Raw genomic sequence first — 15,369 nt, 5'->3', positions numbered from 1 at the left:
TGTTTTTTCTTCTTATTTTTTAATTTGGCCTTACTTTGTGACAACAGTTTGTTGAAATTGGCTTTATTTTGTTACATATACTGGATGAAACTGGCTTTATTTTGTGACAATGAGTGTGTATATTTGGGTTTACTTTTGTTACATTTTTAACTTTTGTTATGGAATTCAAGAGAGCTATTCAGGGGTGTTTGGATAATTGGAGAGGTCGTGTAGATCGAAAGCCTTTGATTTTACGAGGAGCAAGGCAGGTTGGTAAAACGACTTTAATACGTGATTTTTCAAAGAAATACAAGCATCGTATTATTCTTAATTTAGAAAAACCCGCAGATCGACGATATTTTGAAAACTTTGATAATGTGCAAGACATTGTTGAAGCTCTCTTTCTTGTTCACGAAGTTCCTTCGAAGGACATTTCAGATACCATTCTCTTTATAGACGAGATTCAAGAGAGTCCTGCTGCAATTCAATTATTACGCTACTTCTATGAAGAGATGTCAGAATTACATGTTATTAGTGCAGGTTCTCTTCTCGAATTTGCTATGCAGGAGATTCCTAGTTTTCCAGTCGGTAGGGTTGAGTTTTTGTATTTGCATCCTTTGAATTTTCAAGAGTATTTAGAAGCCAATAGTAAGACTAATCTTGCCGGATATCTGAATAAAATTCCTGTTTCTAAAGTTGCTCATCAGATTTTAATGGATGAATTTCACAGATTTGCAATCATAGGAGGAATGCCAGAGATTGTTAAAGCGGATTTGGTAACATCTAATCTATCTGACCTTATTTCTAAATACGAGAGTATTTGGGGGACATATAAAAACGATGTGGAGAAATACGCTTCTAATGATACGGAACGTAAGATTATTAAACATATTATGGATACAGCTCCTTTGTATTTAGATGAACGTGTTAAATTTCAGGGTTTTGGTAATTCAAACTACCGTTCACGGGAAATTGGAGAGTCATTCAGGACCTTAGATAATGCTAAAATTATAAGGTTGATTTATCCTACTACTGATGTGACTCCTCCGATTCGGAGCGATATTAAGAAGTCGCCTAGATTACAGTTCTTAGACACAGGACTCATTAATTATGCGGCAGGTATTCAGTCTGATATGCTTGCGATGAAAGATTTGAGTCCTGCATATAAAGGGGCATTAGTTCCTCATTTGATTGTACAAGAGCTGATCTCTATACAGTTTTCCTCAACATCAATGCCTCACTTTTGGGTTAGGGATAAGGCTCAGTCCAGTGCAGAGGTTGACGCTCTTTTTGTTGCCAAGGGGTTGGTAATACCTATTGAAGTAAAGTCTGGTGCTACAGGTTCATTGAAGTCTCTTCATCAATTTTTGGAAAGAGTGGATCATCATTTCGCAGTTCGGATATATGGAGGAGAGCTAAGAGTTGAGGATACCGTTACACCAAATGGAAAGCCTTATAAATTACTGAACCTTCCGTATTATTTGGGAACAAAGTTGCCAGAATATATCGATTGGTTTATAAGCACAGTAGACTAACGTCAGATTTTCCTACAAACGTAAATTACCCCCTATGCTGTTCTTTTTGTTTTTATCTCCACTTTTGATAGGCATGATCAATATCAAAGGGATATGATGATTTATGTTTAGACGCTTGCTTGTCGTATTCGATGATTCTTTCCAGTTTTTCTAGTATATGCTCTTTTATTGGCTTAATATTTTCTTGATCTAAGGAATAGGGGTAATCGATATAGTGGAAAGTTTGTGCCTCAGTATTAAATAAAAATGTATAATCATCTTCCGTACGTTGCTTGCGGTAGCCTTGAATTTTGTAATATGGAAAATGTTCGGTAGGTCTTTTTATGATTTCAAACTGTAGTGATACTTCAGATTTAGGATCCGAGCTGTAATAGTTGTGTAAAGAGATATCATTAATAATCTCGTAATATTCTTCAAATCTCTTTAGAATGTCTTGTTCATCTTTAGTATAGCTGAACGGGTAAGGGAGGTATTCACCATCTTCTAAGACATAGTCTTTTTCATGTTTTTTTGTTTTGCTCGGTGTGATCAGATTTCCGTTTTTGTTCATATATCCTTTGAAGGAGCTAGAGGAGTTTGGCACTACAGTCCAGTGCTCTTCATCTATTCGTTCTTTTTTGATATCCCGTAGTACTGTTGCATAACCATAGTTGAATGGAATTGCAAAGTCCCATTCGGGGGATATTTTGATATTTCCCTCCTCGTCGGCAAATCCAATTTTTCCATTATCTAAGGCGATAATACGTTGTAGGTCTTCCGAAAAATAATCACTGCCATTATCAAACCACAAGGTGTAGTAAAGAGGTTCCCCTTTTCTATTATATACCGTAGCCGATGGCATAGCGGGATTATCCGTCGCGAGTGGGGATTTGTTTAGACTTCCTGGTAATTCAAAGATGGGAGTGAGGATAGGTTTAGAAAAATCAATTTCGTACGTTATTCTATGTCTTCCAAGCGGGACAATTATTTCTGTCGCTGATTTTACCCCCAATTGAATAGAATCTTTATCAGTAAAGTAATAGAGTTCTTGTCCAGATACAGAGCTAATAAAACCTAAAAGAAGACACCCGATTATACTAAAACTATTTTTTATAGACATATACATCGCTATTTCTTTTTAAACCTACGTAAAATCTATCGAAGTAGGAATGTTTGTTCTTGTGGATATTGAAGAATTGGGTATAAAAGGAACGGCAGGATTGAAGTCTTAAATAAAGTTAAAGGTGGATAGAGATGGATGATTTTTACTAACTTCAACAGGAACTTAATATGTTAACTTATGACTGACCAATCATGGACGCTATCAAGGAAAATAGGCTTTCGCTTCAGTTTTATTTTCATTCTTTCGTTTATCCTGTTTAAGAATAATGGAGCTTTCTCGTTGTTGGGTTATTTGACTCAGTTTCTGACTACGCCGATGCGTCAGTTATGCCATTGGTTTGCAATTCATATTCTAAATTATCGGTATGACTACGCAGTGTATACTAATGGTAGCGGAGACACCTCGTTTGATTGGGTTTCTTTGGCGATATTTTTGGCTGTTGCGGTATTAGGAGCCCTGGTTTGGTCTGTGTTGGATAGAGACAGGAAGAGCTATAATACCTGTTACTATTGGTTGACAGCGATTACGAGATATTACATCGCATTTATGCTGATCAATTATGGTGTTGTCAAGCTGACTCACTCGCAGATGCCTCCTCCGGGGCTGGGTAGACTGATGCAACCTTTGGGTGAGTTTTCTCCAATGGGACTGGCTTGGACCTATTTTGGCTATTCCAAAGGCTACAATATTTTCGTAGGTATCGTAGAGATACTGGCAGGTCTCTTGCTGTTTCGAAGGACGATGGTACTCGGAGCGCTGATCACTACAGCTGTGAGTATCAATGTTATGGCGACCAACTATTTTTTTGATGTCCCTGTCAAGATCCTTTCGACGGCCTTATTTTTATTATCGCTCTATTTGCTCTTACCTTATATCCGGACTTTGTTCAATTTGTTGGTGCGTGTGGGGGCCCTGGTCAGTTGCAGCTACTGGAAAGGCCGATATACGCACGGTCTTGGAAAAATAAGCTGATGATCGGACTCAAAGTTATGATTCTTCTTGTTTTTGTAACGCAGCAGGTTACGGGCTTGTTGAATAGGCATAAGCTAATTGACCACTATTTCAAGAAATCAGCATTCTACGGTATTTACCGTATTGACGATGATAATACCGAGCGGAAGAGTATTCCCAATGATTGGATGTCTATTGTCTTTGAACTCGATGGCTATGCGAGTGTTCGGGATAAATATTATAGTAAAATTGCTATTGAGCCAAGAATAGATGTTGGCAACAAGACAATATCACTAATTAATTACACATTCGACTATTCTGTTGATGACAATGGCGATGTCTTCCTAAAGAAAGTTTTTGATAGTCGTACAGAAGTCATCAAGTTGGTTAAGCAGAAGCCAGAGGATTTTGAACTGAGGAAGCGTGGATTTAATTGGATACAGGAATATCCTTATAATAGATAGGGGACTGTCTCATTTGAAACATTAACGACTTAAAGAGAATTTTAAAAAAGGAAAAAGTAGCTCTTGTGTTTAAACTTCGTTTGCCCTTCAAAATATTTTGACTATGTTTATGGAGTTACCAATAAATTACTGATATGGCCAATGTAACTTGGATAAAAGCTCCTTTTCTATTTGTATTATTCTTGATCTTTTTTTCCGTTAATGCTCAGACAGGTTTTCTTGAACGAGTAGATTACGATAGCATACGAACGGTTGGAAATAAGCAAAATAAGTTAATGTTTTTAGTGGTACATGAACAGAATGAAAGTTTTGAATTTCTAAAAGCATCGGTCTCTAAAAAGAATAAAGAGTATATCGGTGATAAGTTTGTATCGGGCATCGTACAGGTAAAGCGGGAGGATTTTCAACATTCCCTCCGTAAAGGATTTTATCTGACTACTCCCGTATACCTTTTTGCCGATAGCGAAGGATATCCAATTTTGCGGTATGATAAACCAGTGAGGGATGAGCAGTTATTGTTGCAACTTGCTGATTCGGCTTATACACTGGCTAAGGGAGAAACCTTAGGCAAGCTACTGAAACAATATCAGAAGGGAGGACGTAGTAGGGGATTATTGACCAAGCTATTGACCCAGTATCAGTCTTTCAATTACTATGCTGATCAGCGGATATTGAATGACTATCTTTCGCAGCTGACTGTTCAAGAGTTAAATAACTTTGAAACAGTGGTTTTTTTAATGAAAAGTGGACCGGTATATAATGGGAATGTTTACAAATTGGCCCGTACCAATGCCAAGATGGTGGATAGTCTATATGCAACGTTACCCTTACTGGCTCGTCAGGATATCAATAACCGTATTATTCAACAAACGTTTAGGCAGTCTTTAGAGTCTTCTAATTACTATCTGGCACAAGAGTTACAAGGATTTGTCAGCGGTAGCTGGAGTCCTAATTATCTACGTGAAAATAGTAGTGGATCTTATTATCCGATGGAGTATAAACGTCTGACTAAGGATAGCTTGGCATACGTCAACATGGCGAGAAATTATTATAATATGAATTATTATCGCGTTGCGATAGACTCTTTAGCACGGATAGACTATGCCGTGGAGCGGAAAATTAGTTTTTCGCGTTATCAGGGTCAATTAAATCGCGTCGAAAACGAAGCATTCCAGAAGTGGTTTAAGGTATCTGAATCGAGGTACAAGCATGAGCATGCGCAGCATCTGAGCTATGGTGCTCGGCAGATATTGGCATTTTCTAAAGATAATATGGATGCGTTGTATGATGCTATCCGATGGCAGACCAAAGCCATCGAACAGTCCCCGCGAAGCGGATTGTATCACCACACCCTAGCCATGTTATTATATAAAGTTGGTTTTTCTGCTCAGGCTGAAGCAGAGCTTTTGCGCGCAAAGGAGTTCTATAAACGGGACAAGGTAAAATATCAAGAAATAGAAGCTTTACTAAAACAGATGAAATCTAATAAAGGACTCATCATCTAGTTAAATTCAGGCGTATAGGGAGCGTGTAAGCCACGCGAACAGGTATACCTCTTAGATAGCCAGGTGTCCAATCGCTTGCTGCTTCTATAACTTCTATACCGACATTTCCTGTTCCATATCCCAGGTCGTCAATGATTTTATAGTCCGTTGTTTTCCCCGTTTTTTCAACCACAAAACTGATGGTTACTTGGCCTACGACTCCTGCCATTAGGGCTTCCTTAGGATATCTATAGTTCTTGCCGATAAACATTCTTAATTGTTGAATCCCACCCGGATATTCTGGTTGGACTTGTTTCTTGGTATATTTTATTTTCTGTCCAAGACTATCGGTGGTTTCTCCAGTTACAATTATTCCTTCTTCATACTGTTCTTCAAATCGATACTTACCTTTCAATATGGTGCCCTTCCAGTGACCTGTCCGTACGCCATTCGCATAGTCGCCTTGTTCAATGTCATTATCTTTGTCTACAAATCTGGCTGTTCCATTACCATTTATGATTTGAATGTTGTTGAGGGAGTCTGAATAGTAGACCAAGCGACTAAACAATTCGTTATCGGTTATTGAATCTGGGGTTACTTTATCTTTTAAATACACTCTATTTTCCTTTAGCACGCCATTTCTATAGTATCTTTTGGCAGTATCTACTAGTTTGTTTTGGCTATAGTTTAGTGTCGCCTCTACTATTTCATTGTCATAGTATGCTTCTACTATCCCTTCAAACTGTAATTTTCTAGCATCTAGAGACTTCACCCACCCATGTCGCTTTAAGTTGCCATTAGAGTAATATTCGTTTAATTCATAGAGGCCGATGTCATTCGGGGTAATACTTAATATTCTTGTGTAGTCGGCTGAATCTTTTAAAGCAGTAAGACCACCGTTTTTCTTTATATAGGTTACAATTGTTTCCTGTGCTTTTAGCGGTTTTATGCAAAATAAAAAAAGGAATACGACCACATATTTACTGATTAAGAAAAGGGATTGTCTCATGATGTTCTAATTGTTACTATTTTTTGATAATACAAACATATTCAAATTTTATTGATGTACAATATAAAAACTAAATCCAGGAGGTGAATTTCAATCGCTTGATTTTTAGTGGTTTCTTGTTTTTTATTCTTATCTTAGGTTTATATCAATTATGACTTAAGTTACAATGTCACATAGAGAACTCTCCCATTTATGGAAAGAGGCGGTGGTATCTAGGCGTAGCCCGCGAGATATAGCGAAGACGATGCATTTATCTATATTCTCAAAAGGAATGCTATCCAGCCCTGCCGAAGGAATATATATGATCCAGTCTCGTATGGATGATATCCTCATCATGGAGGTCAAAGGCAGATCAGGTGCCTTATATGCAGTTGACCTACCACAAACAGGTAATGAGGTGCTATGGCTTTGTATACAACTGCAGGGCAAGACGGTATTCCCGAACGGAGCCAATCACCATGCAGACCGTCTGATGTCCTTTATGGCACATTCAGAGGGCTATACGCCCACCTTGGCCGCCGAACGGCAATGGGTACTCTTTTTTGGACTTACGGGACATTCTAGATTGCAGCTTTTGGCCGAATTACCTGCTCTGAGACAGGCCTACGATGAGCAACCGAATAATACATTGCAATCTATATCTATTTCTTATCTCGAACGGCAGATTATTGAAGGACTGTGTAAAAAGGCACTGGGTCCTTTTAACGCCTTGTATCAGAGCGGTGTCGCTATAGGTAAGCTTTTTAATAATTATACGATTCAGCTCATGCAACCCCGAGTTCCTTCCAAAGAAGAGGCGCAGATACAAATTTATCACAGGGCGTTGGCTTATGTTCGGAAACATTATTTAGTAAATGATTTGACGAGTGAAAAGATTGCCGATGTACTTGGCTGCTCGGTACGGAATCTAACAAGAGCATTTGAGGGAAGGTCTTTAGGCGTGAAAGCAACCATAATTGCGGTAAGATTATATAAAGCGAGAGAACTGCTAAAGAGCCAGTCTGATCTTTCTATCGCGGATATCGCAGAAATGCTTCATTTTCCGGATGCTAAGCACTTTGCAGTACAATATAAAAAGTGTTTTTGCCGAACACCGAGGGAGGAGCGTAAGACGGGAACGGTATGGATAAAGGATAACTTAAGAAAGAGGAAATAGGAATGAGCAGACACACGCTAGGCTACGGCAACGCGGGGCTAGCTTCTCGATTTAGGACATCGATGCATGAGGGGGGGGCGCTATCTTGAGGGCACGGAGTGGTATCGCATCGTGTTGAGGAGCTAAAACGTAGAGTAGGCGAGTATGTGCCGGAACACTGTACATGATCGAGGTGAGGTAATACGTTAGTGATTGTTTGATGAGGACTAAGTCACAGGTGGTATTCATTGGCGTATGGAGACGAGCCGTGTGTTTGTATACTCCTCAAGATAGCGCATGAAAGATGAGCGATAGCATTCTCTGTGTCGAAGGTAATTAGTAGCCTAGACGCATTAGCGATCAGATGCCGCGCGCTAGCGTGTCGAGTCTGCGTTGTAGCTCGGAGTATTTCGGGTTTTGAGATCTTTTTAGATTGAAAATGTGGGTTTATGGTATTGTTAGGATAGTTTTTTGAGATTTTAAGGTGCATTTTTAAATATCAAAAGGTTTGTAAAACGGCAAAAAGTTTTTTATGCCCCCCTTGAATTTGGCCGAAAAACAAACCTTTTCGGTCATTTTGTGCCACATCTTTGTAATGAGTTTATTAATTATTATTTATTTAAAATTTAACAGAAATGATTAAACCAAATTTCAGAAGCAAAGATGCAACCGAATTGTTGAACTATGCTGAACACATCTTTAAAAAGATGACCGAAAATGCAACGATGTTTGTAGAGCCCGAACCCGCTTTGGCTACTTTGGAGACGAGTCTGGCAGCTTATCGTGCAGCCTATGCTGAGGCGACGCACAGGGATATGCGTGCTGTGGTACTAAAGGGACAAAAGGGGAAGGATCTACATCAAGTGATCTACAGGCTATCTCACTATGTCGACGCACAGGCGCAGGGGGATCCGAATATCATTCTTGCCGCAGGATATCGACCTTCCAAGTCAACGCAGAACCGGATCGGACGTACACCCAAAGCTACAGGTCTCGTAGTCAGAAACATGGAGGTAGGTAGCGGTATCCTACGAATAAAGGTTCATCACTGGAAGCATGCAAGACTGTATCAGTATGAACACCGTAAGAAAGGAACCGACGAGTGGACGGGGATATTGAATAGTAGTTCTACACTAGAGCTCAGTGGACTGGACCGGTTGCAGGAATATGAATTCAGAGTGTCTTATTTAGGCCGGGATACGGTTACCAATTTTAGTGACATCGTCACAGCATTGGTCGTTTAAAGTGAAAAATCAGGGACAGGGATACTGCAAAACAGAGGTATTCCTGGCCCTTTAATCAATAAGGATATGATAAAAGAAAGTGTTACAGACCATGGACTCAGAAGGATTATCTTACTGGTGGACGAAGATAAGATCGCTCCTGAATTTGAAAAAAAGGCGATGGAAATATATTATGAGATGCATGACCGTGTGCTGAGAGGGGAGGAGCGGTTGCGCATTGCTAGGGAGAAGATTCCTCGTCTCGGTTTTCAGTTCGAACGCATCGAAGAACTGTATGAGGATTCAAAACGAAAACTGGAACATCTGCTGGTTATGGTACCAGAAAATCCGGAACGCCCAAGGGTTAGGATGCAGCTTAGGACCTTTACCCAGGATCTGGATAGGTTATTGTGCGAGTACGTTCCTGATCTGATTGACCAGGCCGGGGATTTTTACGATTACGATAATTATACAATCGAAGAAGATACCTGGATGACCGAAATTGCTTTTAAGGCGTTTGCTGCTGTTTTTGACGATTATAAACGCTGTGCTGTCGATATGGTATCCTTTGATCGGGATCTCGATGACTTCAAGGGTGTACTAGGTCACATCAGAAAGCGGGAAGGCAAGTATTATGATATGATGAATGAGTGCATCGATACTTTTACGGATCTGAATGAAAAAATAGATACTTTATATGATCGTATAGGCGAATTTGACGACACCTTGTTGGAGTTTGTCAAGACTGTAACGCCTAAAGAAAACGAATAGTACAGTGCACCATTATAGTCTGCTATTTAGCTTAGAAATATAAGATATGTCCTGTATTTCTAAGCTTTTATTTTGCTCTATAAGGCCTTAATAAGACTACTTAGTTCAGGTTTAACTGAATGGGGACGGAGTAGGCGACTCGGACAGGAAGTCCGCGGTGGTACCCCGGAGTCCAGTCTTTTGCTCTCTTTAGTACTTCAATGGCTCTTTGCCCTGTACCATATCCTAGATCATTAATGATTTTATGTTCGGAGGTCTTTCCTGTTTTCTCAACCACAAAGCTGACAAGCAATTGTCCCGATACATTCGCTTTTATGGCCTCAGTCGGGTATCTATAGTTGTTACCTATAAACATTCTTAGTTGCATGATGCCTCCTGGATATTCGGGTTCAACATCTTTCTGTGTGTACTTGTGCTGTTGCCCTAGGCTGTCCGTTGTTACTCCTTTTTCTAAAATTCCGTTACTGTACCATTCTTCAAACTGAGATTTTCCCCTATGAAGGATGCCTGTCCAATGTCCTTCGCGTAGCCCACTGATGTATTCTCCCTGTTCTTTTTCGGTCTCATCAGGTATTATTGTGACAATGCCATTGCCATTGCTAACCTGAACGTGACCCAATGAGTCTGCATAATACACGAGCCTGGTAGATAGGTCTACAGGCGAGAGGTCAGTAGGGGGAGTTGTGGGGTTTAAATGCACGATGGTTTCTTTTAAAACCCCGTTTCTGTAATATTTTTTTGCCGTATCCAGTAGCTTGTCATTACTATACTGATAGGTGGCTTTTAGTATTTTATTATCATAAAAGTCTTCTAGCAAGCCTTCAAAGCGCAATCGTTTAGGGTCAGCTGTTTTGACCCAGCCCCGGCGCTTCAAGTTGCCGTTGGGATAGTATTCATGAAGTTGGTATAACCCTGTATCGTTGGGTCGGAGATGCAATATGCTGGTATATGCAGCAGAGTCTTTGAGTGGAGTGAAACCTCCATCTTTTTTGATGTAGGTAATGATGCTTTCCTGTGCGCTCGTAGGGGTAATAAAAGATATCAATAATACAGGCATTAGATATCTGCAGATTTGTCGAAGGAAACTTTTCATTGTTGGATTATATTAAGAATGTATTATTTCCACAAACTTAAATAAAAGTAAAGTATCATACAAAAGCGATCTGTGTAGTGTCTGGAGACCAAGATCCAGAATAATGGGATTGCCTAATTGCGTTTCTCTGACACAGGTTGTATTTTAAATATGTACTTTTGTGCATATTTTTTAGTTATGAGCGATAAGGCAAGAAAAATTTTTCTAGGAATTTGTATCATTGTTCCATTTGTGGTCTACTGTGCGATTTATTATTCATCCATGATCAAAAATGCTCCTTACCGATTTTCGGATTTTGAATCCATTGAGATTACGTATGGTACGCCTGGAGAGATGTTGAATACATACAATTCTAAAACAAGGATTTATCAATACTTGACAAAGGATAACCAGGTTTTGACGGATACATTGAAAATGCGGGACAATGATTTGTTGTACTTACACCGCAAAGCGATGGAGTTGGGATTTTGGAACGTCGATGACGACATGACTACACCACGGAAAGATTCTACTGAAGGAAAGCAAGTGCCACGCTATATCTTAAAATATACGTATAAAGAGAAATCTAAAGAGGTGACGCTGGACGCAGACTATGCTGGTACACAAAAAATGAAAGATGCCGCCAAATCGACTATTGATGCGGTATTAACAATGATAGCTGAGGTTAAGGCGAGATAACTCAAAATATTTTTAAGTTATTAAAGGCAAGGTAGTTATATCTTGCCTTTTTTAGTTAATAATGGTTAAAATATTTTTTATGAAAATTAATTTGAATATTATTGCATCCATAAACTTGAAAAAATAAAAATATGAGAAAAATTCTACTAACTATTGCCGTGACTGCCGGCTTAACATCAATGCTTCAGGCCCAGGAATTCGGGTTAAAGAAAGGCGATATACTACTGGAAGGACAGATCAATATCCACAGTAGTAAAGATAAAAATACTGATTTGAAAAATAGTCATTTCGGGTTTTCGCCTAAGGTTGGCTATTTTTTAAGTGATAAATTTGCAGTTGGAGTTGATTTAGGATTTTTAAGAATCAATACGGAAGAGCTAGGAGTAAATAATAATGTATTTAAGAGTAAATACAATGAATATAAGATAGGTGCTTTTGGAAGATATTATTTCCTGAATATAGGGGAACGTTTTAAGACCTACTCGGAGTTAAATGTAGCCTATCTTAACGGAAAGACTACGATGGCAGCTGGCTATGATGATGTCAAATCAAATCATTTCGCTGCGAAAGCCGGGATAGGTGCCAATTTCTTTTTAACAAAGAATGTAGCGCTTGGATATTCTTTTGGTGACGTTATAGGATTTAATACGACCAAAATCAGAAAGGATGGTGCCATGTCTAGGAATAATTTTTACATGAACGTGAACTCATTTAATAACTTTTTTGAAACTGGGCAGTTTTCACTGACATTTAAGCTATAAAAAACAAAAGGCTCTTCGATTTAAGAAGAGCCTTTTTTATGTTAGTGACCTGTATTCTCCAGGTCCTTTGGATCGTGTTTATGTTTGAATAGGATAGAAAAAGCGATTACGATAACTAAGGTATATATCGCAAAAGCCAACCATATATGTTGCCAGTCTTTTAAATAAATAGCGGAATCGAATGTGCCATTCGTGATTTGTACTCCTTTACCTGCGATAAAGTCCAATAGTTTTGGGTTGTCTGTACTGGTTTCGAGCCGTGTCGCAAGGCTATCTAGGGTATCAAAGGGCTTCGTATAGTACTTGTCGATCATCCAACCGGATACCTGAGAACCTAAGATGGCGCCTATCCCATTGGTCATCATCATAAAGAGTCCTTGTGCCGAAGAACGTATTTTTGAATCTGTCGATGTTTCAACAAATAGCGATCCTGATATGTTGAAAAAGTCGAAGGCCATCCCGTACACGATACAGGACAAGATGATCATCCATAGACCAGAAGAGGGATTGCCGTATGCGAAAAGACCAAACCGTAGCACCCAGGCGACCATTGCAAAGAGCATGACATTACGGATACCAAAGCGCTTTAGGAAGAAAGGAATTGCCAGGATGAATAGTGTCTCCGATATCTGTGATATGGACATGATAATTGTCGAGCGTTCTACTACTAATGAGTCTGCATATTTAGGGTAAAAAGCAAATTCACTCAAGAATACATCCCCATAGGCATTGGTCAGTTGCAAGGCTGCCCCCAAAAACATAGAGAATATAAAGAAAAGAGCCATCTTATAGTTCCCGAACAATTTGAATGCTTCTAATCCCAAGAGTTCTGATAGTTTTGCGTTTTCTTTTGTAAGGTGCTGTGGTGGGCATTTTGGTATCATGAATAGCGCATATATCCCTAGAAATATAGAGCCTCCGGCAGCGATGTAAAACTGATACTCGGTCGCTTTATTGCCTGTAAGATTGGTTAGCCACATTGCAGCGATAAATCCTACAGTTCCCCATACCCGGATTAATGGAAAAGCTTTGATAAGGTCATAGTTTCCTTTGGTCAGGGAGCTATAAGCAATTGAATTGGACAGCGCGAGTGTCGGCATGTAGCAGCACATGGCCAGTAGCATTACAGTAAAGAAGCTATCTGGGGTTGTCGCCTGTGCGAGATAAATTAGACAGATAGCGTAAAGCAAATGAAGACCAATATAGAGGCGCTCTGCATTGACCCATCTGTCAGCGATGATCCCCATCAATGTCGGCATGAATAGGGAAGCAATCCCCATGGTTGAAAAGATGGCACCAAACTGCGTACCGTCCCACTGCTTAGTACCAAACCAATAATTAGCTATGGTAATCAGCCATGCCCCCCACACGAAAAATTGCAGGAAGTTCATGACAGTCAGTCTTAATTTTATAGACATATAGGTGTGTTATGATTTTCTTCGTTCGATCTCATCGCGGATACGGGCAGCTGCCTCGTATTGTTCGTTGGCGATGGCTTTTTGCAAGGTGCTCTCCAGCTGTTCATCGCTGAGAGATGCATAAGGAGATACTACTTTTGGAGGTTGTTCATCCTTTTGTTCCGGTATCGTGTTTTCTGTCTCGGCAGTAGACGCGGCTGATATATTCTCTAGAAATGCAAAGTCATTGTTTTCAATCACAATACCTGCAGAAGCCATGATAAAGTCGTAGGTATATATAGGGCAGCCAAAACGGACTGCCAAAGCTACAGCATCGGAAGTACGCGCATCGATTTCTATTGATTTTCCTGAATTTTTACAGACAATCTTCGCGAAAAAGATGCCATCGACCAGATTATAGATCAGTACTTCTTCGAGTTCAATATTAAAGACATCTGCAAAAGACTTGAACAGATCATGAGTGAGTGGCCTGCTAGGCGTCATTTTTTCAATCTCTACAGCGATGGCCTGAGCTTCAAAACCTCCAATAATGATGGGCAGGCGTCTATTTCCATTTACTTCACCCAATACCAATGCATAAGCACCAGATTGGGTTTGACTATATGATAAGCCGACAATATCTAACTTTAATTTCTTCATCCTAATACACTCCGTGATATGGATTAGGCGATCCCTTTTCCAATGATACAAACTTAGATAAAATGCGGGAAATTAACAATGGCACCCTAAGTGCGGTGCCATTGCTTGATTATTTTTTAGTTTCCTTTATGCTTTTTTAAGGCTTCAATGAGCTTGGGGACTACTACAAAAGCGTCACCCACGATGCCATAATCGGCTACTTTGAAGAAAGGAGCTTCTGGGTCCTTGTTGATTACAACGATAGTTTTGGAGGACGATACCCCTGCCAAATGTTGAATCGCTCCCGAAATACCAATAGCAATGTATAGGTTAGGACTTACTACGATCCCCGTCTGACCGACGTGCTCAGAGTGAGGTCTCCATCCCGCATCAGAAACAGGTTTTGAACAGGCTGTAGCCGCACCAAGAACCTTGGCTAGCTCCTCGATCATACCCCAGTTCTCCGGGCCTTTTAGGCCTCTTCCTGCAGATACTACAATCTCCGCTTCTGGAAGCGATATGGTGTCGGTAGCGCGTACAATCTCCTGTACGGTAGTACTGAAATCTGTAGACGGAATATCTGGAGTGTAAGCTTCTATCGTAGCAGAACCACCAGTTTCTTTGGATGCGAAAGCATTTGGATTGATCGTCAATACTTTCATAGCAGATTGAACCGATACCGTTGCGATTGCCTTGTTTGAAAAAGCGGAAGTCTGTACTTCAAATGTGTCGCCATTGATCTGTGGGAGGGCTGAGGCGCCGGAGACAATACCTGCACTAAGCTTGGCCGCCACGCGTGGAGCGAGTCCTTTGCCGCTAAATGTATTTGATAGTACTACTACCGAAGCATTTTCTTTTTGAGCGGCTGTCGCTACAATGGATGCGTAAGCCTGATTGACAAAAGAGCTAAGGTTGTCGGTAGAGACATTAAGTACTCTAGTGGCTCCATAACCTCCTAGTTTCTGTAATTCATCTTCTTTTACAGTTCCTATAGAAATAGCGATAACCTCGGTCTGAAGTTGGTCGGCTACGGCTTTACCATATGATACTGCTTCAAAAGCCGATTTTTTGAATTGACCTTCTGTATTTTCTATATATACTAATACTGACATAAAAATTCTTGTTTATTTCACGAACTCGTTGCAGTT

15 protein-coding genes are annotated in these 15,369 nt (G+C 39.9%); 9 read left to right on the top strand and 6 right to left on the bottom strand.

Annotated elements, in window-relative coordinates; all coding sequences use genetic code 11:
• Positions 1-158: 158 nt before the first annotated feature.
• Positions 159-1,514 carry an ATP-binding protein gene (locus tag JKG64_RS22685; protein WP_210356540.1) on the top strand — a complete coding sequence of 452 codons (1,356 nt, stop codon included), beginning with the start codon at positions 159-161 and terminating at the stop codon, positions 1,512-1,514.
• A gap of 52 nt (positions 1,515-1,566) precedes the next feature.
• On the opposite strand, the gene JKG64_RS22680 is transcribed toward JKG64_RS22685, so the two are convergent.
• The gene (locus JKG64_RS22680) at positions 1,567-2,613 is read right to left on the bottom strand and encodes a WG repeat-containing protein (protein ID WP_210356539.1); all 1,047 of its coding nucleotides are present in this window, start codon (positions 2,611-2,613) and stop codon (positions 1,567-1,569) included.
• Between the two features lie 180 nt (positions 2,614-2,793).
• Here JKG64_RS22680 and JKG64_RS22675 point away from each other — a divergent pair, with 180 nt between their 5' ends.
• From JKG64_RS22675 to JKG64_RS22665, 3 genes are all read left to right on the top strand, one after another.
• Positions 2,794-3,588 (top strand): hypothetical protein, encoded by a 795-nt coding sequence (locus tag JKG64_RS22675; RefSeq protein WP_210356538.1) that lies wholly within the window; start codon positions 2,794-2,796, stop codon positions 3,586-3,588.
• On the top strand, positions 3,588-4,031 hold the full coding sequence (locus tag JKG64_RS22670) for a hypothetical protein (protein ID WP_210356537.1): 444 nt from the start codon (positions 3,588-3,590) through the stop codon (positions 4,029-4,031). Before JKG64_RS22675 ends, JKG64_RS22670 begins: the two co-directional genes overlap by 1 nt.
• 134 nt (positions 4,032-4,165) lie before the next feature.
• Positions 4,166-5,536, top strand: coding sequence for a tetratricopeptide repeat protein (locus tag JKG64_RS22665; protein ID WP_210356536.1), 1,371 nt, complete (start codon positions 4,166-4,168; stop codon positions 5,534-5,536).
• On the opposite strand, the gene JKG64_RS22660 is transcribed toward JKG64_RS22665, so the two are convergent.
• On the bottom strand, positions 5,529-6,524 hold the full coding sequence (locus JKG64_RS22660) for an energy transducer TonB (RefSeq protein WP_210356535.1): 996 nt from the start codon (positions 6,522-6,524) through the stop codon (positions 5,529-5,531). The two genes, JKG64_RS22665 and JKG64_RS22660, sit on opposite strands and share 8 nt — an antisense overlap.
• 166 nt (positions 6,525-6,690) lie before the next feature.
• Here JKG64_RS22660 and JKG64_RS22655 point away from each other — a divergent pair, with 166 nt between their 5' ends.
• From JKG64_RS22655 to JKG64_RS22645, 3 genes are all read left to right on the top strand, one after another.
• Positions 6,691-7,680: an AraC family transcriptional regulator gene (locus tag JKG64_RS22655; protein WP_210356534.1), complete on the top strand. Its 990-nt coding sequence runs from the start codon at positions 6,691-6,693 to the stop codon at positions 7,678-7,680.
• 614 nt (positions 7,681-8,294) lie between these two features.
• Entirely contained in the window at positions 8,295-8,903 is a 609-nt protein-coding gene (locus tag JKG64_RS22650) for a hypothetical protein (RefSeq protein WP_210356533.1), read from the top strand.
• A 66-nt stretch (positions 8,904-8,969) separates the two neighbouring features.
• The gene (locus tag JKG64_RS22645; protein WP_210356532.1) at positions 8,970-9,653 is read left to right on the top strand and encodes a hypothetical protein; all 684 of its coding nucleotides are present in this window, start codon (positions 8,970-8,972) and stop codon (positions 9,651-9,653) included.
• Between the two features lie 100 nt (positions 9,654-9,753).
• Here JKG64_RS22645 and JKG64_RS22640 read toward each other — a convergent pair whose 3' ends face one another.
• Positions 9,754-10,710 (bottom strand): energy transducer TonB, encoded by a 957-nt coding sequence (locus JKG64_RS22640; protein ID WP_210356531.1) that lies wholly within the window; start codon positions 10,708-10,710, stop codon positions 9,754-9,756.
• Positions 10,711-11,007: 297 nt separating this feature from the next.
• Between JKG64_RS22640 and JKG64_RS22635 the strand changes: the two genes are divergently transcribed.
• The gene (locus JKG64_RS22635) at positions 11,008-11,424 is read left to right on the top strand and encodes a hypothetical protein (RefSeq protein ID WP_210356530.1); all 417 of its coding nucleotides are present in this window, start codon (positions 11,008-11,010) and stop codon (positions 11,422-11,424) included.
• Between the two features lie 131 nt (positions 11,425-11,555).
• On the top strand, positions 11,556-12,185 hold the full coding sequence (locus JKG64_RS22630) for an outer membrane beta-barrel protein (protein WP_210356529.1): 630 nt from the start codon (positions 11,556-11,558) through the stop codon (positions 12,183-12,185).
• Positions 12,186-12,226: 41 nt separating this feature from the next.
• On the opposite strand, the gene JKG64_RS22625 is transcribed toward JKG64_RS22630, so the two are convergent.
• From JKG64_RS22625 to JKG64_RS22615, 3 genes are all read right to left on the bottom strand, one after another.
• Positions 12,227-13,603: a nucleoside permease gene (locus tag JKG64_RS22625; protein WP_210356528.1), complete on the bottom strand. Its 1,377-nt coding sequence runs from the start codon at positions 13,601-13,603 to the stop codon at positions 12,227-12,229.
• A 9-nt stretch (positions 13,604-13,612) separates the two neighbouring features.
• Entirely contained in the window at positions 13,613-14,242 is a 630-nt protein-coding gene (locus tag JKG64_RS22620; RefSeq protein WP_210356527.1) for a bifunctional nuclease family protein, read from the bottom strand.
• Positions 14,243-14,358: 116 nt separating this feature from the next.
• Positions 14,359-15,333: an electron transfer flavoprotein subunit alpha/FixB family protein gene (locus JKG64_RS22615; RefSeq protein ID WP_210356526.1), complete on the bottom strand. Its 975-nt coding sequence runs from the start codon at positions 15,331-15,333 to the stop codon at positions 14,359-14,361.
• Between the last annotated feature and the right edge of the window lie 36 nt (positions 15,334-15,369).

The sequence above is a fragment of the Sphingobacterium tabacisoli genome, from assembly GCF_017908035.1.
GTDB lineage: Bacteria > Bacteroidota > Bacteroidia > Sphingobacteriales > Sphingobacteriaceae > Sphingobacterium > Sphingobacterium tabacisoli.
Note: the sequence above shows the minus strand (reverse complement) of the source record. Positions and strands in the feature narration are given on the sequence as shown.